Below are 24,023 nucleotides of genomic sequence, written 5' to 3'. Positions count from 1 at the left end.
AAACTGAACATGCATTAAAAATATACATAATTTACTTGTTTTAGTTTTTTCTTTTCACGTTTTAATTTGTCGTACTCACCCAATATGTAATTGCCTGATATCTTTTTCCGCTCTTTATAAATGCTGGCTGCAAAATGAATCTTGGTTGCAATTCGAAACTTGAAATTCCCTCTGTTGCTTGGCGTATTTTTAATCCAGCATAATAATTCGCTTCTGCTTTACTATCGAATACATGGTCATCTAGTTTTACCTTTTTATTATTATATTTGCTCATTGTTTTTCACTTTTGTTTTACTGATTAGCTGATTAATTTCATGGATACCATTTATCAAACATTCTATGTTTCTTCACCCCTTGAATATTTTTTAAATAAAAATACATACTATTTCCAAGCCGCCGTATCCACGGCTAATACTTCTTTCTTTTGTTACAGCAGAAGCAGGTAGGTTTTTTAACTTATCTGCTTTTCCTGTATATTTTTTTAATATTGAAAATAATACCAACAAGCTGTTTGAACTAGCAGCTTCACTCTTCTTGTAATGGGAATGCAATTTATCACAATTAGCTAACTCATTCGACCCACTGGCAGACAACAAAAAGCGTTGTCTGCTTTTTGCATGAGATTGTTTCGTTCTACATATACTACTTTTGAACCTGCAGACCAATACGAGCCATTTTGGTGCTTGGGATTTCCTTTCTTGGGGATAAGTATTTTTTACTTATCTCTTTTTTTGTATAAGCACGTACATTGAGGGTAAAACTAATTACAAGCAGATTTTCTGTTTATGCGTAGTTCTAAACAAGAATACTTTTTCTCCTATTAAAGGACAGCGGGTGCAACTGCTAGTCCTTTTTTTATATCGCATACTCTTCCTTCTGGTAGCTTCTTACAACATTACCCCCATCACCGTAGTAAGCAATTTCCCAATAGGGATGGCAATTATGCTTCTTAATTTCTCCATCGAACAAAACGAATAGATTATTTTTTCCGATTTATTACAAATAAACCCCACACGCCAGCTACGTTTACTCTCATACTCATGTAATTGAAATGTGGGTTGCGGTAATTTTGCATTTTCTTAAAAGCTTTTTCTCCGCTATACATTCGCTGGATATCAAAAGAATGTAGCTGATGTAGTAAGCCCTCCTAAAGGTAAAGAAAAAACAGTAAATACTTGGTCAGAAGAAGATGTCCTTTGTTTTTTAGATCGTGCAAAAGATAGCAAATACTATGTTGCATATCTATTGGCTATTACATGTGGCATGCGTAAAGGCGAAATCTTAAAGCTTCAATGGAAGGATATTGATTTTGAGAGAAGAACTCTATCGGTTTATCGTTACCTCTCTCAGGTCACAAAACAATTTCATGGACCTAAAAGGAAAAAGATTAATGGTTTTGCCTGAAATCACCTTACATGCTCTTCAAAAAATAAATGAAGATAAAGAACGGTATGGCGATGGATATAATAATTTGGATTTGGTTTGCCCACCCTATAATAGTAACCCCCTGCAATTTCAGAAGTTTGACACAGCTCATGAAAAAGCTTATAAAGAAAAGTGAGGTTTCTAATAATCGTTTTAGGATATAAGGTATACATCCGAAGATAGCAAGGATATAACAGAGTAGGTATCATACTAGACACTTACTGACATGTTGTACCAGCGCTTCAAGAAACTACGGTGGATCAATTTGCAAACGAATTATTCGGAAAGAAAACTCTCGTTAGAAGTTTTCATTTCACAGCAAATACACCAACTAAACAACCAAAAATATTGATAGTGAAAAAGGAGAAACAAAACATGAAAGAAATCAAATCTGAACAGGAATTCAAAGACATCATCGCAAGTGAGGAGCCAGTAGTTGTTAAGTTCTTTACTACATGGTGCCCAGATTGCGTACGTATGGACAACTTTATCGGAGATGTAATGGAAGAGTTCAATAAGTTTGAATGGTATTCTATTAATAAAGATGAGTTCCCAAGTATCGCTGAAGAGTATCAAGTAATGGGTATTCCAAGTTTACTTGTATATCAAAATGGCGAGAAGCTAGGCCACTTACATAGTGCTAACGCAAAAACTGAAGAGCAAGTTACTGAGTTTTTAGAAGCATACTAAGTTGAAGACCCTCTGAAAAATATTTTCTAGAGGGTTTTTATTTTACCCAATCATCTTTCAGCAGTGTAGTATACGAATTCATTATAATACATGTATTCCTTCCCCTATCCCCTCGATCCAAATTGCGTTCTCATACGAACTTTGCACTTTACAACATATTTTTCCTTCACGAAACTTTGTTATCCCCTTCTTAAAAAGCTATAAAACGTCAACAATGTTTGTATAGACCCACACGAGTTCCGTTTGGTACTCTATTTATAGAAAGAAATTCCTTGTAGAAAGGTGAGTGATCAAAATGGATACTCTTTCTCATAAAGAAGCTGATAAAGGTGCGATTGTCAGCATTATGGCCTACATATTTTTATCCTCTATGAAAATCATCATCAGTTATATTACCCTCTCTAGCGCATTACGTGCTGACGGTTTAAATAACTTAACGGATATCGGTGCTTCTTTAGCTATATTAATTGGTCTAAAAATCTCTCGTAAACCTCGTGACCCAGATCATCCTTATGGGCATTCGCGCGCTGAACAAATTGCATCACTTGTTGCTTCTTTTATTATGGCAACGGTCGGATTAGAGGTTGTTATTAGTGCCATTCAATCTTTTTTAAATCCAAAACAAGCTGCACCTAATGTACTTGCTGCATGGGTAGCTTTATTTTCTGCTATCGTTATGTACTGTGTGTATTTATATACGAAAAAGGTGGCGGCGCGCACAAAAAGCAAATCATTAGAAGCCGCTGCAAAGGATAATTTATCAGATGCTCTCGTAAGTATTGGTACAGTAGTAGGTATTGTCGGTTCGCAGTTCCAAATGCCTATTTTAGACCCTATTGCCGCTTTAATTGTCGGTCTTATTATTTGTAAAACTGCATGGGAGATTTTTGTAGAAGCTTCTCATATGTTAACGGATGGAATCGATCCAGATAAGATGGAAGAGTACGCTAATGCTATTGAACATATAGGTGGCGTGGAAAACATCGTGGATATTCGCGCTCGTATGTATGGAAATCAAACGTACGTTGATATTACAATCGAGGTAGATGCTCGTATGGATGTTGGCGAAAGCCATTGTATTACTGACAACATTGAGGCTATGCTCCGGAAAAAGTTCGGCATTTATCATGCACATATTCATGTTGAGCCAATGGAAAAAGAACCTATTATGACATAGGTTCTTTTTTAATGAACGCTTTATGAAATATAACACATAAAACGAGCCAGCTACCGCCAGCTGCCCATCCTGCTAATATGTCAGATGGATAGTGGACGCCAAGATATATTCGGCTAACTGAAATAGATAATACAACAAAGCTCGCTATAAAAATAATCAACAATTTTTTATGCAATGTAATACGTTCTTCTGTAATTGTGACGTATGCAATAAATCCTAAAAAAGCAGTAGCATTCATCGTATGACCGCTCGGAAAACTATATCCAGTTGCCGTAACAAGCTGCGTTACATCAGGTCTTGCTCGTTCGTACCATAGTTTAAGCATACTGTTTAAATAACGAGATCCATAATAATTAATTGTTAGAAGTAATGCACTAAGCAACTTTTTTCTAACGAGAAAATACATTACAAGAATGATGAGTAACGGAAAATATATTCTTTTGGAACCGATAAAAGACACCCAAGTAAAGTAGGCTGTCAAGTAGTCGTTTCGAAAACTTTGAATAAAATGCGCGACTATATTGTCAAATTTCTCAATACAAGTGGTATGATACGAAAGTGATAATACGACAAAACAAATGAGTAGCGTAAAACTTAACAAGTATAAATGTCGATATCGTTTCACATACATAACCTCACTATGCAAAAAAATGGAGCGGTTGTTTTAGTTTTCCTCTCCATTTCTTTTTTATGCATAGTTTATTAAAAAATATAATTGTTAATTTTTTCTTTCATTACTGGTATATCTTCATTCGTTACTGTAAAGCGAATCACTTTCTCGTCAAGATCAAGTGCTTCTGCAAATAAACCTGCTAAACCGCGAGATTTTCTGTCTACTTCCATAATAATCTCTAGGCGATCATAAGCGCTTGATAAGATTAATAATTCTAGTTCATCTAATTTCCCATAATACTCTCCGGAAACAGGAATAAACTCAAATTCTTGTGCAAATGGAACTTGCTTACGTAAGCGATACGGTAATTCTTCACATTCTATATGACGCACTTTAAACCCTAATTGATTTACACTCTCTAACACACTATTTAATAGTGCATTGGGCAACACTTGAATGTAATCACGATCACTTGGATCTATACTGCGTTTAATATCAAGACCTGTATGCACCCAAACTGTTTTCATTCCAAGAGTAAGTGGCGTTTCAACTGGCATGTTAAATGAAAATGGAATTTCTTTTTTTTCATTCAGCTCAACAGAAAAAGGTTCTGTTAAACGAACTCGCTCTAAATCATATGTTGTTGTTACTTTTTTATCATCCACTTCTCGTACATACGATGTTGATAACGTTAAGTAAATGCTTTCAATTTGTTGGCTAACTGAACCACCAGTTATATGAACCTTCCCGTGTATCTCTTCTCCAACAATATACTCATCTTTTTCAAGAACTGTATCTACTTTTGCATTACCAATACCAACGCTTGCTAAAAACTTTTGAAACATGGATCCTCCATCCTTTCTAAAGCAAAAGCTACATCTTTTTTTAAATCTTGTACATTTTCATAGTACGGTGTTTTTATTTGTAACATGCGCATAAGCATTTCACGGTTATATTTTTCCAAAGTTAATTCGTCATACCATGGCTTCTCATGTTTTTCATTAGATTCATAGCCTGCATATAATAAAAATAATGAGAAATGACCAAGCGCATAAAAATCGCTACGAAAGTGAACTTCTCGCATCAAAGCTTGTTCACCTTCATAAGTCGTAGCTCGTTCATCACCCTCACCCTTCAATTTAGCCAATCCAAAGTCAATAATACTAATTTCATTTTCTTTCATTAATATGTTTGGAATGCGTAAATCTCGGTGAATAATACCTTCACTATGAAACACCGATACAATTTCTAATATTTCGTATAAAATTTTTAAAACTTCACGTTCTGTATATACATGCCCATCTAAAAAAATATAATCTTCGAAATTTTTACCGGGCATATATTCCATTACAAAAAAGCTTTTTTTCTCCCATACGAATTGATCATATAAACTAGGAATTGCATGATGATTTAATGTTTGTAAAATCATTTTCTCTTGTTCAAATGATTTTCTCCCAGATTCATATCTTTGTTTACTTTGTCTTAATTGTTTTAAGACTTTATATCTATTTATTTGTAAGTCATTAACGACATATGTAACCCCATAACTGCCCATTCCAATTACTGATTCAATTTTATAACGTTCTGCAACGATTGTATTTTTTCGCAGTGGTCTATCAAATAAAGCTAGTATACGACGCCATTTCATCAGCTACTTGAAAAGAAGCTACGGCTTTTACGTTTTCTTTTATAATGATGATGCCCATAACCAGATGAACGTCGCTTATAATCGCTACTTGAATAAGAGCGACCTCTATGGCGATAATCACTACTAGAATACGAACGATATTTTTTCTTTCCTAATAAAGAATCAATAATTTTTTTGAACATCCCTTCACCTCTTGAGTAAAATTTTCTTTTAATTATACCAACTATTGCTGGCTAGATTTGTGACAAGTTTGTAAAGAGTAAAAAACGACGAGTTAAGCCCGTCGTTACTTTCACTCATCTTCTTCATCAAACACTTCATCAATCATACATTTCTCTAATAAATACTCGAATGTAATATCTGCGAGATCTTCAATTTCTTCTCTTTTTGGGACGTATCCTCTTTCAATTAGTTGCTCATAAAAAAACTCCGCAATCTCTTCCGTATCAATTACGACTTCAATTTCCTTCATGAGCATCACTCCTTTATTTCTGTTTTATGAAAAAATCTCAAAAATATGTATATGAGATTAGAAAAATAGTTTTTCTTTTTTTATAGGTTATATCCTTTGGACGAGATGCATACGATGGTAGTACAAGCTATCAAAAAGGGGGATTTAATTATGGAATACCAATATGAGGCAAAGCAAGAAGTAGGACAAACAAAAGAAGAGTTCATGCATGAAGATCAATGGGCAGACTCTCTTATTAAATGGCTTTTTATTTTTTTAATAATTGTAGGCATACCTTATACTGCATATGTTGTTGTTCAATTTATTCTCTCTTTCTAGTTAACTATTTTTTCTCTGTCAATTTAACTAAATAATTATGAACAACATCCATAACAATTTTGTATTCTTCATCTTTAAATGTATCAAATAACAATTGATAATCGTTATAAATATCAAGTAATCCATCAATGATTTCTTGACGATTTGTCTTAACACTCACTTTTTTCGAGTTGTTAATTGACTTTAATTTTCCTAAATCTAATTTATTCATACCAGCTTTATCTTGTTTCATTTTCTTCAAAATTGCATTTGCCGTTTGAGCATTGGCAAGTAACGTTAAATCTGACTCATCTGCTTCTAACCATTCACCATCCGTAATTCGTGACAATTCGTATATTGTATCTTCCCATGCGTCATTTTTATATCTCCATACTTCTGTACGAAAACCAACAATTCGAAACACATCTTTATCGTATCCTGTTACTTGCACGAGATCACCAAATGTGAAATGATAATTTAATTCAATCCACTCAGTTTCACCTTTTTTCATATCTTGCTCTGAAACGTGCTGCAACGTTTGCTCTACGTAAAACCCATCGTGATTATTGACTTCGTATACGTAAACTCCATCTAAAACCTTCATATTTGTGATTTTACCAACGGTTCCATATAGCGTAATCACGACTATGTCCCCTACGTTATATTTAGGTTGCTTTTTCCTTGCCATCTATATCTCTCCTTTTTTTGACGTCGTGATTTTGATAACAGTATATGCAACCTACATAAAAACGCTTATCACAGAAGCGTATATTCATAAATTTTTTCAATAAAAAATATCACCATATGAAAATTTATTTACAATATAAAAAAAGCTAGCAAAAAAACTAGCTTCACATTAAAAAAATCCCGTATAGTTTTTATCTCTCTTGTATGTACAAATCCCACGCTTCATCAAATATAGACATACTTTCTAGCATTCCACTTAACTCTAAGTATGAACTAATTTCATCGTAATCTTCAGATTGCTTCGGAAAGCTTAAATCATCATACATCGCCTCTGCTAAATTCGATATTTCATTACTAAATAAAGCTGCGCGATGCTTCATCATATAGTGGTAAAATGTCTTTTTCAAAAATATTCCCTACCTTTCTAACTTGGGTACATTATACAAGGCAAAAAAGAAAAAAACCAGCATAAAAGCTGGTTAAAAGTCGAAATAATTTCTTTTTAATAGACGTGGTCTTCCCATTAATTCTTCATATGTTAGTTGTTTTGGTAAATCTTTCGTATAAATTAGAAACAATTGATCTTCTATTTCTTTCACTATATGATCTGATTGATAGTCCATACCACATGAGGAACAAGAAATGCATGGTGTCTCTTGGATTTCAATGGCTTTCGTACCATCTGGTAATTCCCAATATACAGTATTTAAGCTTTCTTTTGCTTCTGTACTGTCACACCACATACAATTCATACTGCATCACCCTCAGTTTTTTTGTCGTTTTCTTCTATTTTAGCCATTTGTGCTTGATATTTTTTATCTTTCAATTGGTCGCGCTTATCACGTTTATCTTTTAATGTTGCATGCGTTTCATTATCTTCATAGTCTTTACGACGGTTCATACGCTGTAAATCGTCTGGAACAAGATTAAATTTCTTATCGCTCATAAGACCCGCAATACCAACATCTGAACGTTTTTCTTCGTAGTTTGGATAGATTTCTTTAAAGTATCCTTCTGCTCTTCCTGGAATGTAGCTCTCTGGCTCTGGATACGTTGTAATAACACCTTCAAAGTTACGAAGCACAACTTTATCTGCACTTTGCGAGATTAAATAGTTTGGCTGAAGCGCAATTTTACCGCCCCCTCCTGGTGCATCAACAACGAATGTCGGAACTGCATAACCAGACGTATGTCCGCGTAAACCTTCGATAATTTCAAGACCTTTAGAAACTGGTGCACGGAAATGACCAATGCCTTCAGATAAGTCACATTGATAAATGTAGTATGGACGTACACGGATTTTTACTAAGTCATGCATTAATTTTTTCATAATTGGAACGCTGTCGTTAATACCAGCTAAAATTACTGCTTGGTTTCCGACTGGAACACCAGCATTCGCTAACATTTCACATGCCTTTTTCGATTCTTCAGTAATTTCAATAGATGTATTGAAATGTGTATTTAACCATACTGGATGATATTTTTTAATAATGTTACATAAGTTTTCTGTAATACGCTGCGGGAATACCACTGGTGCTCTCGTTCCGATACGAATAATCTCAACGTGCGGAATCTCACGTAAATTTTTTAATACATATTCTAAAATTTTATCGTTAATTAGAAGACCATCACCACCGGAGATTAATACATCTCGTACTTGTGGTGTTTCACGAATGTAAGCAATTGCATCATCTAATTGTTTCTTCGGTACACCCATTCCAATTTGTCCACTAAAACGACGGCGCGTACAGTAACGACAATACATCGAACATTGATTTGTCACTAAGAATAATACGCGGTCAGGATAACGATGTGTTAATCCTGGAACTGGTGAATCTTCATCTTCATGAAGCGGATCTTCTAAATCGTATTTTGTTTTATATAACTCTTCCGAAATCGGTACAGATTGCATCCGAATCGGACAGCGTGGGTCATCAGGATTCATTAACCAAGCATAGTACGGTGTAATATTTAACGGGATCGTTTTCGTTGAAATTTTAACGCCCTCTTCTTCATCAGGTGTTAAGTTAATCACTTTCTTTAAGTCATCTAACGTTTTGATCGTATTCGTTAATTGCCAAACCCAATCATTCCATTGCTCTTCAGTAACATCTTTCCATAATTCGATATCCTTCCAGTGACGATTTGGTTTGTATACATCATGTAACATTGCTATTCCCCCTTTTTATACGCTCATCCTTTATATAAGCAATAGTTATGCCAACTTTACTTTATTGATAAGTAAATGTACGGCGAACCCTATTACATAAGCGAAAAAATTTTTTTGAGCACTGCATGAAATCCATACATACTATCATATTCATTACTTTTTATATATGTAAACGCTCTTTTATTGGTGCAAACACACAAAAACCGCCAATTATTCGGCGGTTTTGTCGTACTTACTCAATTTATATTGAAGCGTCTGTCGAGGAATACCTAACATTTTTGCAGCTTGTAATATATTCCCTTCCGTTTCAATTAACGCTTGATCTATTAATTCTTTTTCCGTTTGATGAAGTGCTTCTCTAAGTGGCAATATACTCTTCTTCTTCGGAAGACTCTCTTTCCGAAATGTACGCGGTAAACAATTGGCTGTTAATGTATTCCCTTCTGCAATTATGACAGCATGTTCAATCGTATGTTTAAGCTCCCGAACATTTCCAGGCCATTGGTAACCTTGTAGTCTTTCCTTCGCTTCCTTATCCATTTGAAGTACACCTTTTTTATAACTTTTATTATATTCTTTCAAAAAATAAGATGCTAATAATAATACATCCTCCGTTCTTTCACGGAGCGGTGGAATATATAATGAAAAGACATTTAATCGATAGTATAAATCAGTGCGAATTTTATTCTCTTTTAAACATATTTCTGGTGGCTGATTCATTGCGGTAATAACGCGAACATCTACCTTTCTCGTCTTATTATCACCAATACGACGAATCACACCATCTTCTAATACACGTAGCATTTTCGCTTGTAAATCGAGTGGCATTGAATTCAGTTCATCTAAAAATAATGTCCCTCCATCTACAAGTTCAAATAATCCCGCTCGTTCAATTGCCCCAGTATAGCTACCTTTCGTCGTTCCAAACAATAAACTTTCTAATAGAGACTCTGGCAATGCTGCACAGTTTTGTGCAATAAACGGCTTGTTCTTCCGTTTAGAGGCTTCATGAATCGCTTGTACAAATAACTCTTTCCCGGTTCCTGTTTCCCCATATATTAAAACATTCGCATCAGTTGGGGCTACTTTTTGTGCTAATTCTTTCGTCTGTTTAAAACGAGCATCATTCGTCACGATCGTCTCAAATGCAACATCCTTTTTAATTGCTTTCTTTCTAGATGACCGCTTTATTTTCGACTGCAAATCGACTATTGTATCCGTAAGCTTTTGTACTGTGGAATAATCTTTTGCAATTTCAACAGCTCCAGCAATATTTCCATCTATAAAAATAGGTAACGTCGTATTTACTGTACAAATGTCTTCTCCATTTAAATTTTGATAATGCTGCACTTGATGAACGATTGGTTTTTTTGTATCTAACACTTTCATCAATGTACTTGTTTCCCTAGATAAAGAAGGAAACGCTTCTAACAAATGTTTACCTAACACTTTTTCAATTTTTGATCCATCGTGTTTCGCAGCTACAGTATTATAGAAAATTGTAATACCATTTTCATCTACTGCGTGTATAGCCTCATCAATACTGCCCAAAATCGCCTCAATGACTTCTTGTGTCGAAACTGCTAGCAATGTCATCCCCCCTCTTGCCGAAAATTCAGCAAATATCGTGCCGAATTTCCGGCATACCTATGTGCGATTATAAGCATGACGATTCCGTTCTATTTTTTTACCGTGCTATTTAGACAAATCTTTCACCCAAATATTCATGTCTTCCAATTTATCAAAAATGTAGCAATTGTTCGCCAGTCGCCCTGAATACGTATAACCTAACTGATGAAAGGCCGCATTCATTCCGAAAGAAAGAGATCGAGCAATTGTATAAGAGCAGAAAATCGATCTTTCTTGCAGTTCTTCCTCCAACTTAATTAATAAACTTTTCATAAACCCATGTTTACGATATTCGGGTAAGGTAGCACAATTCGTTAATTCTGCATTGCCTTCTTTTATATTCATTTCTGCAGACGCTGTACTAATTATTTTCCCCTCGAATTCATACACATAGTAAATTGTATCGTCTTCTCTCATCGTTTGTTTTACATAACTCGCTTCGTTTAACGGAGTCGGATACACTTCAAATACTTTCCCAAATACAACTGCTAATTCCTCTGCATCCTCTTCTGTCGCTTTTCTTAATAGAAATTTCTCTGGGACTATTTTTTCCTTTACTTCTTTTGCTTTTACACCGCTTAAAATGGTGTCTTCCTCAGCCCAATGAATACTATTTCGTCTTCCATCATTATTAAATTTCACAAAGAAGTATGCATCGTGACCTTGAAAATAATGTGGTATTGTTGCTTCCAATAAAAAACCGAAAGAGAGCCATGTTGAAACATGCTCTCCCTTTCCTTTGACAATACATTTAGTGAAAGAATGTTTCTCTGCTAATTCGTCAATTGTTTGGATAATCCTCTCAATATTTCCTGTGTAGTGGTCTACTCGAATACGTTTATTAAAATAATCTAAAACGCCTTCTACTGTATAGCGGTTCGTCTGCTCTCTAAAAGATTCATAGTATTTCATTTTTTCACCTCACACCAATCTAGTAATGTACATGCAATAATTTTTGCGGCAGCTATCATTTTATCAACTTCTATATATTCGTTTGGATAATGTGCGACTTTCGTTTCTCCTGGGCCAAATACTATCGTTGGTACACCTGCGATTTGTGTAAATAAACCTCCATCAGTCCCCCACGGCGATGCTTCAATAATTGGTTCTTTTCCTTCGATTTCAACAAAGTTATGTCCGAGTGTTGTAATTAACTCATGATTTTCTTCTAGTTCACCAGGAACCCATCTCGCTCCAAACCATTCTACTTCTACGGGATTTTCAACAAACCAATTGTCCACATCATTTAATTCAGCGATCCAATTCTCGAATTCTTCTTTTGCTGCCTCTATAGTCTCATTCGGCGCAATACCGCATCTTCCTTCTAAAATTAACGAATCAGGAACAGAACTTGGCCAGCTCCCGCCTTCTATTTTCCCAATATTAATTGGAATTGGAATTGGGATTCCTTTAAATAACGGGTCTGTAATTCGGTCATTTCTCTTCGCTTCCAGCTTTCTTAAATGCTCTACAACAAACATGCTTTTTTCAATTGCACTTACTCCTTCATAACGTGTTCCACCGTGTGCTGCTTTCCCTTTTACATGTAGACGAAACCACATAGAACCTTGTTGTTTCGGGAAAAACTTCATATTTGTCGGCTCTGGAATAATGACACCATCCGCTTTATATCCTCGTAATATCGTAGCTAATGTTCCTGCTCCGCCGCTTTCTTCTTCTATTACACTTTGAAAATAAATATCTCCTTTTAAATCAATACGAGATTCAATAATTGCTTCCATCGCAAGCATTAGCGCGACATTGCCGCCTTTCATATCCGTTGTTCCACGGCCGTATATACGATTTCCTATTCTCTCACCACTATAGGGATGATGGTCCCACTGGTCCACATCTCCTTCTGGTACAACATCAATATGTCCATTTAATATCATAGATTTCCCGTCGCCACTTCCTTTAAGAGTCGCTACAATGTTCGGACTATCCGAAAAACTTGTACGTGGTGATACAAAATAAGGATGATCTTTCATTTTAGAAAATGAAGGTTCCCAAATATCAAGATCTAAACCTAGCTCGCGCAATTTTTCAATCACAATTGCCTGCGCACCACTTTCATCACCAGATATGCTCTTTTCTTGAATTAATCGTTTTAAAAATTTTACGCTCTCTTCTTCTTGACTCTCAATATAATCACAAATTTGTTTTTTTAATTGCTTCATATATTACATCTCCCCTCATTCAATTACTAGTAAGTTAGAGCCAATTTCAAACTCCGCTTCCGTATGTTGTTTTATATCTTCCACTGTGTACGGGCTCATTAATTCTTGTAAAATAAGTCCACTCGGCGTCACTTCCATAACCGCCATATCCGTAATAATTAAATCTACACATTTCTTTGAAGTTAATGGTAATGTACACTCCGAAACAATTTTTGCATTTCCGTATTTATCGACATGATTCATGACAACAACGACACGCTTCGCTTTTTGTGCCAAATCCATCGCTCCCCCAATACCTGGAACGCGTTTTCCTGGTACAATCCAGTTCGCTAAATCACCATTCTCACTCACTTGTAATGAACCAAGAATCGTAATATCTAGTAAACCTTTCCGAATCATCCCAAACGCTGTGCAACTATCAAAATAACTCGCTCCAGTAATAAGAGATGTCGGCAAACCTGCTGCGTTACATAAATTTTCGTCTTCATTTCCTTTGCTTGGTGTAGGACCCATACCTACAATTCCATTTTCCGCATGAAACATAACGTTTATATCGTCAGGCAAATGGTTTGGTACAAGTGATGGTATACCAATACCTAAATTTACAATCATGCCATTTTGTATTTCTTTCGCTGCACGTCTAGCAATTTTATCTCTCACTTCTACGCCCATACCCATTTCCAATTCACTCCTTCCGACGGTACGATATAATTTACAAATACTCCTGGAACAACAATTTCTTCTGGATCTAAACTACCAAGTGGAACAATTTCTTCTGCTTCTACAATCGTTATATCCCCGGCCATAGCAACGTGAGGATTCATGTTACGAGCGCTCTTATCAAACACAAGGTTACCGAACGGATCCGCTTTTTTCGCATATACAATCGCAACCTCAGCAGTTAATGCTGTTTCAACTAAATATGTCTTACCATTCATTTCAACAGTACGTTTTCCTTCTTCTACAATCGTATCAACACCCACATCAACTAATACGCCACCAAGCCCTACACCACCAGCGCGAATACGCTCTGCTAATGTTCCTTGGGGAGAAAACTCAATTTGTAACCTTCCTTCGTTTAGTTGTCTTCCTGCATTTGGATTTGAGCCGATATGAGAAGTAATTAATGATTTTACTCTTTCATTCGTAACGAGACGACCGATTCCTACATCAGGAAATCCAGTATCATTTCCTATTAAATTTAAATTTGTAACTCCTTTTTCTAAAATCGCCTGTATTAAAGAAGGAGGGGATCCAATCCCCCCAAACCCTCCAAACATTAATGTCATATCATCATGAAACAAAGAAATTACTTCCTCTATCTCTTTTAATTTACCGAATGTATTTGTAATAGTTGTCATGCGATACTATGCCCTCCTTTTTGCATCATTTCTTCTACACTTTTTGCAAAAATTGAAAGTAATTCATCTAACTCGGAATATGTAGTTGTCATTGGCGGTGCCACAAGCAGTGCACTATCTTCTTTTCCTGCTTGCCCTGAAACAGCTTGATATAAAAGAAGACCATTTTTAGCTGCAACTGAAATAAGTTCCGATGCCTTTGTAAACGGTTGCAATTCAACCCCAATTAGCAAACCTTTTCCGCGCACATCAGCAATGATTGTTGATTGTTGCTGAACTTTCTGTAAACCTTTTATTAAATACTCTCCCTTTTCCGCTGTTTTTTCAGGTAGATTATGTTTCTCCATATATTCAATAACAGCTAAAGCTGTTGCTGCAGATAATGGATTTGCACTTAACGTATGCCCACTCATAACAGAACGCGACCCCCGTAAAATCGGCTCCATTACACGGTCACTTACAACCGTCGCTGCCATCGGTGTGTATCCAGCTCCTAAACCTTTACCAAGGGTCATAATATCCGGTTCTACCCCCCAATGCTCCATCGCAAACCATGCGCCAGTACGACCAAGCCCAGTCATTACTTCATCAGCAATAAATAAAATATCGTAATGACTACAAATATCTTTAATAACTTTATAATATTCTTTCGGCGGAACGACTGCGCCTCCAGCTGCTCCGATAATCGGTTCAGCGATAAAAGCTGCGATATGTTCTGCACCAATTCTTTCGATTGATCTTTCTAGTTCAGTCGCACAAGCAAGCTGACAAGTTGGATATACTTTTTGCACCGGACATCTAAAACAATATGGAGCTGGAATAGTTGGATAATCTTCTAAAATTGACACGAAACGTTGTCTACGCAGTGGATGCCCAGACATTGATAAGGCGCCCATCGTAATACCGTGATAACTCATCCATCGTGACAAAATTTTATGTTTCCCTTGAATACCTCGCTCTTGAAAATGTTGAATTGCAATTTTCATAGCTGTTTCATTTGCTTCCGTACCACTATTCACAAAAAAGCTCCAGTTCAAATCTCCTACACTTAAATCGCTTAATTTCTTCGCTAATTTTTCAGCTGGTTCACTCGTAAACTGTGATCTATAAACGAAAGCAATCTCCTCTGCTTGCTTTTTGATAACGTCCGCAATCTCCTTTACGCCATGCCCAATACCTGCCGTAATTGCCCCTGACGACCCATCAAAATATTTATTTCCGTTTTGATCATACAAATACACACCTTTTCCATGTGAAATCATTGGATACGGCTGACCAACAAGTGGTTTAATTAAGTAATCGCGCATAGCGCTCCCCCATTTCTCCAATTTGTATATATATATGAAGAAAATTGACGTTTCTTTCATAAAAAAGAACCCTCTGCGAAAGCAGTGAATTTATCAAAAAACTATTATAAAATATACAAATGAGTGCTAAATATTATTTTGAAAACAGAAAATTCAGAACTTAAAATGTAGACCAATCCTTATTTTTACGCTCAAATAACCCTCCCTTATATAAAATTAACGCTTCACTAAAAATTTTTCTAACATAATGCCAGCCTCCCTCAAATGCCGACATTGTGTAAACTTCGACGAAACTCCCTTTAAACTCCTTCCTATTCTCCTACTTTATATTGCATATTTTTAAACAAATCTCGACAATTAATCCTACTAAATGCATAGCAATTATTTTTATAGAAACCAATATTCCACATATACTTCGCTCTGGTTTATACAATAAAAAAAGAACCGATTAACCACATTAATCAGTTCGGCACGACGCTCTTTTATCGATTAATACCGTCACTTGCTAACGTAAATAGAAACAATAGTATTACAAAATCAAAATTCATCCTACAGCATAAAGCACAAAACCATCCATAACTCCATTCACAATTCCTTGCGGGATATCCCCATCCCAAGATTCCATTCCTTTCCTCAAATTCAAACTACCTTTCCTTTATAATTTATGTAGGACAATTATCACTTTGTATGTGTATTTGCCTATAATTAAAAAAATCCCTAGTTTTCTAAGGATTTGGGACATGTTTTCGATATTTCACTTGTTTCACTCTTACGTTTTCATTTCGAAATACAAACTTCATCAGCTCATACGGAGGAAATTTTGTTTTGTCCTCTAGAAATTTATAACTCTCGTTCACCTACACTACACTTATCCGTAAAAATACTTCTTATTAATTTCCTATCTTTCTCTTTTAAAAACATTTTTTTGCATAACCTCTTTCTTGCTAAGCATATAGTTTTAATGATGACAAAGGAGGAATGTTCATGTCTCAATCTGAAATCGAAAAATATGGACAAGAAGTTGCACGTTACGAACAGCTCGCTCGATACTATCAATTTCATAATCCGAAAAAATATGTAGAACTATATATGAAATATTACGATGCGCTTACGAAACTTGTACAGGCATATGAAAAAAGAGATTCACAAGAAGCTACATTACCGTCACATATAAGGTTTTTTCACTCTGCTTCAAATACACCTGCGGTTGACATTTTAGTAAATGGACAAAAGGTTATTAAAAATATTTCATTTAAACAATTTAGTCCCTATTTAACATTAGTACAAGGTAAGTACCGTATAGATATTGTTCCTGTCGAAAGTGAAACACCCATCTTTTCAGCTTTAGTACCGATAATGGGAAATCACTCTTATACTTTTGCTGCAATAAATAGTGATCATCATCTACAATTACAACCTATGCTCGATAATACTCATTTACCATCAGGTCAAGCAAAAATACGGTTTGCGCATTTTTCTCCAGATACGCCTGTTGTAAATGTAAGTTTAAAAGGTGGAGATCATTTATTTGAAAATGTACTTTTTAAACAAATAACAGATTTTTTAGAAGTTAGCCCAGGTACAGCAGATATTGAAATTTCACTCGCAGATAATCCAAGTGTTTTACTGACTATACCAGATTTCAAAGTAGAGCCGAATATTATTTATACAATTTCACTTTTAGGTTATTCAATGAAAGACCCTAAATTAGAAGCCGTTATACTTACGAATTAAAACAGTCTACACCATTCATTTGGTGTAGACTGTTTATTTTTGAAATGCAATTTGAAATTCTGTCCAATCTTTATCTGAACGACACATGATGGACCCATTATGTTTTTCTACAATTTGTTTACATACAAATAACCCAATACCAGTTCCTAACTTTTTAGTAGTTACAAACGGTTCAAAAATCGTTTCTACATTTTCAGCTGGAATCATTGGTCCGTTATTTTTTATTACAATTCGAATCGATTGATCTTCTTCAAATACATCAATGATAATTTTTCGTTCTTCTTTCATTGATTCAAGAGCGTCAATTGAGTTCATTAATATATTTAAAAATACTTGTCTCACTTCACTGCGATAACCAGTAAGAGGAATTGGATATGGCAAATTCTTTTCAATCGAAACATTTGCATTCACCAAACTCGGATATAAGAACTGTATAATATCTTGAAACAAGTCATTAAGCCAAAATCGTTCTGATTCAGTCCACATTTCTTTTTTCGATACGAGTAAAAATTGCGAAATACGAAAGTTTAATTGGTCTAATTCATGCGAAATAATATCTAAATACGATAAACTAGGATGATCTGCCTTTAATAGTTTGACAAATCCCATAATGGACGTAAGCGGGTTACGGAATTCATGTACAAAACTAGCTGACATTTGCCCTAAAATTGTCAGCCTTTCCTTATGTGTTTCGTTAATATATTGCTGTTTTTCCTCTAAATTTCTTGATATAATTTCCGAATATTTCAAAACAGTGTAATAAATTAATTTGTCAAAACAAGTATGTATTTGAGCCATAATTGGTTTCAATTCACGTGCGCTAACATCTAACTCACACATCGCTTCGAAAAGCTCATTTCTTCCCACATTTGCGTTATAAACAAAATCACCTATATTCGCATCTGCTCCTGCACGTTCGATTGCTATTTTCTCGCATAATGGCTGAAGATAATTTATATCTTTTTCTTCCATAGTAAGTTCGATAATAAACTCTAATAAATCCACTCCATTTTGAACTGCTTCTAGTCTAAACGGATCTTTATCGGAAATTATCATTTTGTTTTTCCAGTTCTCAACGAATTGGTGCCTGTTGTTTTTCAAGTGCGAACAAAATACTTCTTTAATATCCTTATCGATTGGAAAAACCTCCATTCCTCCATTTCCATGCGATGAACACCCTTTATATTTTGAATATTAACACAAAAATCATGATTCGTTAATAGATTATTGTCACATTTTGTTAATATGTGTTGATAAAATTTTTATAACTTTATTAATTGTTTAGATTGATACATTCCCTTTTCCTTCCTTTCATTCAAAGTTTTTTATATTGGATGCGACTTTTTTTGCATCCTGCTCCATTCTTTCGTACAATAGAAAATGAAAGGTGTGAAAAATATGGTAAATAAAAATGTGGAAGATTATCTCCAAGAAGGCATTTATGGCCAAAAGCAGAACAAACCAGAAGAACGTAATATGTATTTAACTACATTACGTGAGCGTGTAGAAATCGCTTTAACTATCGGTCAAGTAATGCAAAGTAATGTATATTCTGAAGTAGCTAGTAGCATGCGCTCTTCTCAATCATTACAAATATTCCTAAATGGTGGCATTGCTTACCCACATTTATCAAAATACATTAAATTAGCGAATGAAAAAAATGTTCCTTTTACAATTGTTCAAAATAAAGGTATAGAAACACCAATCGGTTTAGTATTATCTCATAGCACTGCTGTCGACAAAGAACAAATTTATGTAGAAGATGCTATTTACAAACAAGAAATGAAGTAAAAGTTACACTTGATTAAATGAAATCATTCTAAGAAACGTAAAATAAACAAAAAAACGAGTATGGAATCGTAAACATTTCCTACTCGTTTTTTTTTTGCGATGTTTCAGTTCTATTTACTTTATTTTTTAATACATACTAATTTCATTTCTGTCATTTCTTCTATTGCATATTTAATTCCTTCACGCCCCGTACCACTTTCTTTCACACCACCATAAGGCATATGATCTACCCTGAACGTTGGAATATCATTTATCATGACACCACCAACTTCAAGCTCATCAATTGCACGCATAGCTTTAAACAAATTATTTGTAAATACGCCTGCTTGTAGACCGTAACGTGAATGATTTACTTGCTCTATGGCCTCATCAAATTCTTTAAATGTATTTACGGTCATAAGTGGACCGAATACTTCTTGGCACTGTACAGATACATGCTCTGGAACATTCGTTAATACAGTTGGTTCAAAAATCCTTTCATCACGTTTGTTACCACCATATAAAACATTCGCTCCTTCTTTAACTGCTTCTTGCACCCAGTTATCGATACGCTCGACATCTTTTTTCGAAATTAAAGCTGATACATCCGTTTCCTCAAGCAGCGGATCACCAACAACAACTGTTTCCATCGCTTTCTGTAACTTAGATAAAAATTCATCCATTCTCTCTTCATGTACAAAAACACGTTGCACCGAAATACAAACTTGTCCATTATTAACAAATGCTCCCCATTTTACTCGTTCAATTAATTCATCTGTTAATTCTACATCTTCATCAATAATAACAGCAGCATTCGATCCTAGTTCTAACGTAACTCGCTTTAACCCAGCCTTTGCCTTAATTCCAATTCCAACTTTCGGACTTCCCGTAAAAGTAATGGAAGCAACATCATCATTTGTAACAATTGCTTCACCTACAGTCGAACCAGGACCAGAAATAATATTTAAAGCTCCTTTTGGCAATCCTGCCTCTTCAAATAGTTCAACTAAAGCGTAAGACGATAGAGGCGTTTGATCAGCTGGTTTTAATACAACTGTATTTCCGGCAGCAATTGCAGGGCCGACTTTATGTGCCACTAAATTTAATGGGAAATTAAATGGTGTAATAGCCCCTATAACTCCGATTGGTTTTCGCATTGTGTATGCAATACGTCCATCTGCACCAGGTGCTGCATCAAGTGGCAATGTCTCGCCATATATTCGCTTCGCTTCTTCCGCTGCAAATTTGTATGTCTGAACGGTACGATCTACTTCTCCCCTCGCAGCACGAATGGGTTTTGCAGCCTCTTTTGCAATAATCTCTGCAAATTCTTCTCTTCTTTCATCCATTTTTTGTGCAACCTTCTCTAAAATAGTCGCACGGTCATATGCAGATAATGTATTCATTTCTTTCATTGCATTTTTTGCAGCAGTAACAGCCTCTTTTACATCTTCTTCCGTCCCTTGCGCAATTTCTGCTAATGTCGCTTCAGAATATGGTGCGTATAATGGTTTATACGTGTTTACAGACTTCCAATCTCCATTTATATATAAATGCTTTTTCATAATTCTTCCCCTTTCAAATATATGTATACTATAATACTTCACCTAGTGAAAGGTCTGACTTATGTCATTGTATCATAACCCTTATTCTGCCAAAAACATTATGCTCAAAAAAAAACTCTGCCATCTAGCAGAGTCTACGAACTAATTTGTTCTTGTAATGAAATTTGTTTTTCATCTTCTACAATAACAATTGATTCTACAGTTTTTGTAACTTCTAGTCTTTTTATATAGTGTCCATCTAATTCTTTTACGCAAAACTTATAATTTTCAATTTCAATGAAGTCCTCTTCAGCAATGTCTATATTCTTCGTTAAAATCCATCCACCTATTGTATCAACACCATTATCATCAATCGTTAAACCTAATAACGTATTTACTTCACTAACAAGTACTTTTCCCTCTAGTATCGTTTTCGTTTCACTAACTTGTTGAATTTCTGGCTGTTCATCTGTATCAAACTCATCTTGAATATCTCCAACTATTTCTTCTAAAATGTCTTCAACAGTAACAAGTCCAGACGTACCACCATATTCATCTATCAATATAGCAATATGTGTTCTTTCCTTTTGCATTTTTAAAAACAGGTCGTGTATTGGAATAGAGTCAATAACTAAAATGATTGGTCTCATATATTGCTCTACTTTCTTATTACTAATCGCATTATGCTGCACAAAATCTGTAAAAATATCTTTAAAATTTACAAAGCCTATTACGTGATCTTTATCACCATCAACAACTGGATATCTCGTATATTTTTCCCGAGACATTTTTTGCAAAGCTTCTTCAGCAGGCATTTCTTTACTTATAATATGCATCTCAGTTCGGGGTACCATTATTTCTTTTGCAATACGATCATCAAATTCAAAGATTTTATTTACATATTTATATTCAGACTGATTAATCTCTCCGTTTTTGTAACTTTCTGAAACTAATAACCGTAATTCTTCTTCTGAATGAACTTCATCGTGCCCTTTCGGTGGTTTCAGCCCTAGTAACTTCGTAATCATTCGGGCTGATCCATTTAATAGCCAAATAAATGGAAACGCCATACGATAAAAGAAAATTAACGGTTTAGCAACAAATAAACTCACTTGTTCAGCTTTTTGAATCGCAAATGTTTTTGGGGCCAATTCCCCTATTACAACATGTAAAAATGTAATAAACAAAAACACTAAAATTACAGCAAAAATATCTGCTAGTTGAGTAGAAATGTTCAAATTTACAAAAAGCGAGTCAAACATTTGCTTTAAAGCAGGTTTACCAAACCACCCAATTCCCAGAGCTGTAACTGTTATTCCTAGCTGACAAGCAGATAAATATTCGTCTAAGTTTGTAATGACTGTTTTGACAGATGTTGCGCGATTATTTCCTTCTGCAATTAAATAGTCAATTCGTGAACTTCGTACTTTAACAATTGCAAATTCTGCTGCAACGAAAAATGCCGTTAAGGCAATTAAAACAATCACTATACTTATACTATATATGTCCAAATACTTTTCCTTACTTACATTGTAAGCAAGGAAGCCACCTCCTACTTAATTTTATTCAAGTGAAGTAAGCATTCTAATACTCTAACAAAATTCTACATTAGCAACCACCTTTTTATATATTATATGCATACATAAAAAAGATATTTATCATTATGATAATCTAATTCATTTCCCTCAGTCAAATAATTCTAAATCTTAAGATAAAAATTTTTATATTCACGATATATTCTTCCTAGCTTCATTTCGTGAAAAAACACTTTCTTTGCCGATTCCACACTTCTTTTGTCACACTGGAAGGGAACTTACTTCATAGATCGAAATCATTCAACAGGATATATATAGGAGGGATTATTTTGGAATATAAAACACCATTTATCGCAAAAAAATTAGGTGTTAGCCCTAAGGCTGTCGTCCGGATTGCACAACAATTAAATCTTACGATAGAAAAAAATAAATATGGTCACTTTATTTTTACACAAGATGATTTAGATCAAATGTTAGAATATCACCTTTCACAAATAGAGCAGTCCCAAAACTCTCACCCTACTCAACAAAAATCATCAAACGATGTTGAAGAATTAAAAACACAAGTAAATACAATCGTTCAAAACATATCATCACATGATTTTGAGCAATTAGCAACTCAATTAAATACACTTACGAGAAGGCTAGATCGAATGGAAGAACAAATGCAGGATAAGGCAAATGATGTTGTTACGTACCAACTTTTACAACATCGCCGTGAAATGGAGGAAATGTTAGAGCGAATTCAAAAGCTAGAATCTGCCCTCAAGAAAGAAGAACCAATATATATTACTCCCGATACAAAAACAACATATGGGCGTGAAAAGAAACCGAAGCGCCGTAAAATGATTTTTAGTATTTTTGGATTATAATTTTTAGACCCTTATTAAAATAATAAGGGTCTTTTTCATGAAGAATGATTCCATTTTAAAATAGTTTTCTCTTTATTATACATATTCATTTCTTTTTATTTGGTTAACATAATATTCTTACTGTATTCTGCGATTAATGCCTGTGCATGAGCATTCCCTTGAATTACATCTCGAAATTCTTTTAAAGAATATAAATGCGTAGCTCCTTTCCGGGCATGAATTCGTACTGGTACACCTTGTAAAGTATCATGAAACTGAAATGGCTTATCTATCGGTTCAATTGGAAAACCGAGTGTTAATAAATACATATACATTCTTTTCGTAACTGCTGCAATATACCATTCTGCTTTCGTTTCTAATGCATGCATAAATAAAATAGCTGTTAAACGTTTGAAGTGTCCTCTCCCACGAGACGTTTTCGCAATACTTAACTTACCTATTTCATATACATTTTTCAAATCTTTTACTAAATCATTTTTAGAAAACGGATAGAAAAACTCAGAATTCGACTGCTCTGGTACCGTATACTTAATACATTCTACTGTACCGATATGATGTTCATCTTCTATTAATAAAAATCGTGATGGATTTAAATTACGTTCTACGAACATTAAGTTTCTTTCTTCACAAAAATCTCCCCATAGTTGTTCGAACCAAAAATGTTCTTCCTTCGTTTGGACACGCTGGAACATATTTCCCCGCCTTTCCCATTGCCGCTCTGTTTTTGATAACGCTTTCACTATCTATCATATAAGAACAAATCTTCGTATGCAACTAAAAATATTTATGACTTATTATATTCTGCAAAACGAATTAAATTCCATCTTAATCGTCTTTTATCCCTCATGTATCGTCCTTCTAATAACATATTTATATTACTACCAAATTCATATCTCATGGAACTTTCTTCCACAC

The 24,023-nt window shown here is 34.8% G+C and carries 27 protein-coding genes; 7 read left to right on the top strand and 20 right to left on the bottom strand.

Annotation, left to right across the window (positions count from 1 at the left end; translation table 11 throughout):
• Positions 1-61 precede the first annotated feature (61 nt).
• Positions 62-274, bottom strand: a complete 213-nt coding sequence (locus ACZ76X_RS16830) for a DUF1064 domain-containing protein (RefSeq protein ID WP_479851076.1) — start codon at positions 272-274, stop codon at positions 62-64.
• Positions 275-1,309: 1,035 nt separating this feature from the next.
• Between ACZ76X_RS16830 and ACZ76X_RS16825 the strand changes: the two genes are divergently transcribed.
• The 3 genes from ACZ76X_RS16825 (at position 1,310) to ACZ76X_RS16815 (ending at position 3,292) form a co-directional block, all read left to right on the top strand.
• A complete protein-coding gene (locus ACZ76X_RS16825; RefSeq protein ID WP_479851180.1) occupies positions 1,310-1,561 on the top strand; it encodes a hypothetical protein in 252 nt (83 codons plus the stop codon).
• A 239-nt stretch (positions 1,562-1,800) separates the two neighbouring features.
• On the top strand, positions 1,801-2,115 hold the full coding sequence (locus ACZ76X_RS16820) for a thioredoxin family protein (protein ID WP_000658777.1): 315 nt from the start codon (positions 1,801-1,803) through the stop codon (positions 2,113-2,115).
• Positions 2,116-2,410: 295 nt separating this feature from the next.
• Complete coding sequence (locus tag ACZ76X_RS16815; RefSeq protein WP_479851075.1) at positions 2,411-3,292, top strand: cation diffusion facilitator family transporter; 882 nt, start codon at positions 2,411-2,413, stop codon at positions 3,290-3,292.
• Here the strand turns inward: ACZ76X_RS16815 and ACZ76X_RS16810 are convergent.
• The 5 genes from ACZ76X_RS16810 to ACZ76X_RS16790 form a co-directional block, all read right to left on the bottom strand.
• Positions 3,282-3,917: a phosphatase PAP2 family protein gene (locus tag ACZ76X_RS16810; protein WP_479851074.1), complete on the bottom strand. Its 636-nt coding sequence runs from the start codon at positions 3,915-3,917 to the stop codon at positions 3,282-3,284. The genes ACZ76X_RS16815 and ACZ76X_RS16810 overlap by 11 nt on opposite strands.
• A 77-nt stretch (positions 3,918-3,994) precedes the next feature.
• Positions 3,995-4,750 carry a sporulation protein gene (locus tag ACZ76X_RS16805; RefSeq protein ID WP_479851073.1) on the bottom strand — a complete coding sequence of 252 codons (756 nt, stop codon included), beginning with the start codon at positions 4,748-4,750 and terminating at the stop codon, positions 3,995-3,997.
• A complete protein-coding gene (locus tag ACZ76X_RS16800; protein WP_479851072.1) occupies positions 4,732-5,553 on the bottom strand; it encodes a serine/threonine protein kinase in 822 nt (273 codons plus the stop codon). The genes ACZ76X_RS16805 and ACZ76X_RS16800 overlap by 19 nt, the downstream gene beginning before the upstream one ends.
• On the bottom strand, positions 5,553-5,735 hold the full coding sequence (locus ACZ76X_RS16795) for a hypothetical protein (RefSeq protein ID WP_000473370.1): 183 nt from the start codon (positions 5,733-5,735) through the stop codon (positions 5,553-5,555). The genes ACZ76X_RS16800 and ACZ76X_RS16795 overlap by 1 nt, the downstream gene beginning before the upstream one ends.
• Positions 5,736-5,845: 110 nt before the next feature.
• Positions 5,846-6,025 (bottom strand): YozD family protein, encoded by a 180-nt coding sequence (locus ACZ76X_RS16790; RefSeq protein WP_000658451.1) that lies wholly within the window; start codon positions 6,023-6,025, stop codon positions 5,846-5,848.
• Between the two features lie 150 nt (positions 6,026-6,175).
• Between ACZ76X_RS16790 and ACZ76X_RS16785 the strand changes: the two genes are divergently transcribed.
• Positions 6,176-6,343 carry a DUF3930 family protein gene (locus tag ACZ76X_RS16785; RefSeq protein ID WP_098521233.1) on the top strand — a complete coding sequence of 56 codons (168 nt, stop codon included), beginning with the start codon at positions 6,176-6,178 and terminating at the stop codon, positions 6,341-6,343.
• Between the two features lie 4 nt (positions 6,344-6,347).
• Here the strand turns inward: ACZ76X_RS16785 and ACZ76X_RS16780 are convergent, their stop codons facing one another.
• The 10 genes from ACZ76X_RS16780 to ACZ76X_RS16735 form a co-directional block, all read right to left on the bottom strand.
• Positions 6,348-7,010, bottom strand: a complete 663-nt coding sequence (locus ACZ76X_RS16780; RefSeq protein WP_000101495.1) for a hypothetical protein — start codon at positions 7,008-7,010, stop codon at positions 6,348-6,350.
• A gap of 190 nt (positions 7,011-7,200) precedes the next feature.
• Positions 7,201-7,416, bottom strand: a complete 216-nt coding sequence (locus ACZ76X_RS16775) for a YozE family protein (RefSeq protein WP_000750725.1) — start codon at positions 7,414-7,416, stop codon at positions 7,201-7,203.
• Between the two features lie 72 nt (positions 7,417-7,488).
• Positions 7,489-7,761: a YokU family protein gene (locus ACZ76X_RS16770; RefSeq protein ID WP_098913066.1), complete on the bottom strand. Its 273-nt coding sequence runs from the start codon at positions 7,759-7,761 to the stop codon at positions 7,489-7,491.
• On the bottom strand, positions 7,758-9,179 hold the full coding sequence (gene kamA, locus ACZ76X_RS16765) for a lysine 2,3-aminomutase (protein ID WP_071717082.1): 1,422 nt from the start codon (positions 9,177-9,179) through the stop codon (positions 7,758-7,760). Before kamA ends, ACZ76X_RS16770 begins: the two co-directional genes overlap by 4 nt.
• 210 nt (positions 9,180-9,389) lie before the next feature.
• Positions 9,390-10,775 (bottom strand): arginine utilization transcriptional regulator RocR, encoded by a 1,386-nt coding sequence (rocR, locus tag ACZ76X_RS16760; RefSeq protein ID WP_479851071.1) that lies wholly within the window; start codon positions 10,773-10,775, stop codon positions 9,390-9,392.
• Positions 10,776-10,874: 99 nt separating this feature from the next.
• Complete coding sequence (gene ablB / locus ACZ76X_RS16755) at positions 10,875-11,720, bottom strand: putative beta-lysine N-acetyltransferase (RefSeq protein ID WP_479851070.1); 846 nt, start codon at positions 11,718-11,720, stop codon at positions 10,875-10,877.
• Positions 11,717-12,985: a peptidase gene (locus ACZ76X_RS16750; RefSeq protein ID WP_479851069.1), complete on the bottom strand. Its 1,269-nt coding sequence runs from the start codon at positions 12,983-12,985 to the stop codon at positions 11,717-11,719. The genes ablB and ACZ76X_RS16750 overlap by 4 nt, the downstream gene beginning before the upstream one ends.
• Positions 12,986-13,000: 15 nt before the next feature.
• Positions 13,001-13,663 (bottom strand): CoA transferase subunit B, encoded by a 663-nt coding sequence (locus ACZ76X_RS16745; RefSeq protein WP_342719296.1) that lies wholly within the window; start codon positions 13,661-13,663, stop codon positions 13,001-13,003.
• Complete coding sequence (atoD, locus tag ACZ76X_RS16740) at positions 13,648-14,346, bottom strand: acetate CoA-transferase subunit alpha (RefSeq protein WP_000208105.1); 699 nt, start codon at positions 14,344-14,346, stop codon at positions 13,648-13,650. The genes ACZ76X_RS16745 and atoD overlap by 16 nt, the downstream gene beginning before the upstream one ends.
• Positions 14,343-15,653: an aspartate aminotransferase family protein gene (locus ACZ76X_RS16735; RefSeq protein ID WP_001205894.1), complete on the bottom strand. Its 1,311-nt coding sequence runs from the start codon at positions 15,651-15,653 to the stop codon at positions 14,343-14,345. Before ACZ76X_RS16735 ends, atoD begins: the two co-directional genes overlap by 4 nt.
• Positions 15,654-16,637: 984 nt before the next feature.
• Between ACZ76X_RS16735 and ACZ76X_RS16730 the strand changes: the two genes are divergently transcribed.
• A complete protein-coding gene (locus tag ACZ76X_RS16730) occupies positions 16,638-17,387 on the top strand; it encodes a DUF4397 domain-containing protein (protein WP_479851068.1) in 750 nt (249 codons plus the stop codon).
• A 33-nt stretch (positions 17,388-17,420) separates the two neighbouring features.
• On the opposite strand, the gene ACZ76X_RS16725 is transcribed toward ACZ76X_RS16730, so the two are convergent.
• A complete protein-coding gene (locus ACZ76X_RS16725) occupies positions 17,421-18,539 on the bottom strand; it encodes a BA2291 family sporulation histidine kinase (protein ID WP_098670593.1) in 1,119 nt (372 codons plus the stop codon).
• Positions 18,540-18,785: 246 nt separating this feature from the next.
• Here ACZ76X_RS16725 and ACZ76X_RS16720 point away from each other — a divergent pair, with 246 nt between their 5' ends.
• Positions 18,786-19,178: a YueI family protein gene (locus ACZ76X_RS16720; RefSeq protein WP_098670592.1), complete on the top strand. Its 393-nt coding sequence runs from the start codon at positions 18,786-18,788 to the stop codon at positions 19,176-19,178.
• A gap of 119 nt (positions 19,179-19,297) precedes the next feature.
• On the opposite strand, the gene ACZ76X_RS16715 is transcribed toward ACZ76X_RS16720, so the two are convergent.
• Together ACZ76X_RS16715 and ACZ76X_RS16710 are read right to left on the bottom strand one after the other, a co-directional pair.
• Positions 19,298-20,722: an aldehyde dehydrogenase family protein gene (locus ACZ76X_RS16715; RefSeq protein ID WP_479851067.1), complete on the bottom strand. Its 1,425-nt coding sequence runs from the start codon at positions 20,720-20,722 to the stop codon at positions 19,298-19,300.
• 134 nt (positions 20,723-20,856) lie between these two features.
• A complete protein-coding gene (locus ACZ76X_RS16710; RefSeq protein WP_479851066.1) occupies positions 20,857-22,212 on the bottom strand; it encodes a hemolysin family protein in 1,356 nt (451 codons plus the stop codon).
• Positions 22,213-22,565: 353 nt separating this feature from the next.
• Between ACZ76X_RS16710 and racA the strand changes: the two genes are divergently transcribed.
• Positions 22,566-23,108, top strand: a complete 543-nt coding sequence (gene racA / locus ACZ76X_RS16705) for a chromosome-anchoring protein RacA (protein WP_479851065.1) — start codon at positions 22,566-22,568, stop codon at positions 23,106-23,108.
• A gap of 95 nt (positions 23,109-23,203) precedes the next feature.
• On the opposite strand, the gene ACZ76X_RS16700 is transcribed toward racA, so the two are convergent.
• Positions 23,204-23,800, bottom strand: coding sequence for a hypothetical protein (locus ACZ76X_RS16700; protein WP_087956354.1), 597 nt, complete (start codon positions 23,798-23,800; stop codon positions 23,204-23,206).
• Positions 23,801-24,023: the final 223 nt, after the last annotated feature.

Source organism: Bacillus sp. BC05(2025), from assembly GCF_056725905.1.
This window is presented reverse-complemented; position numbering and strand designations above follow the sequence as displayed.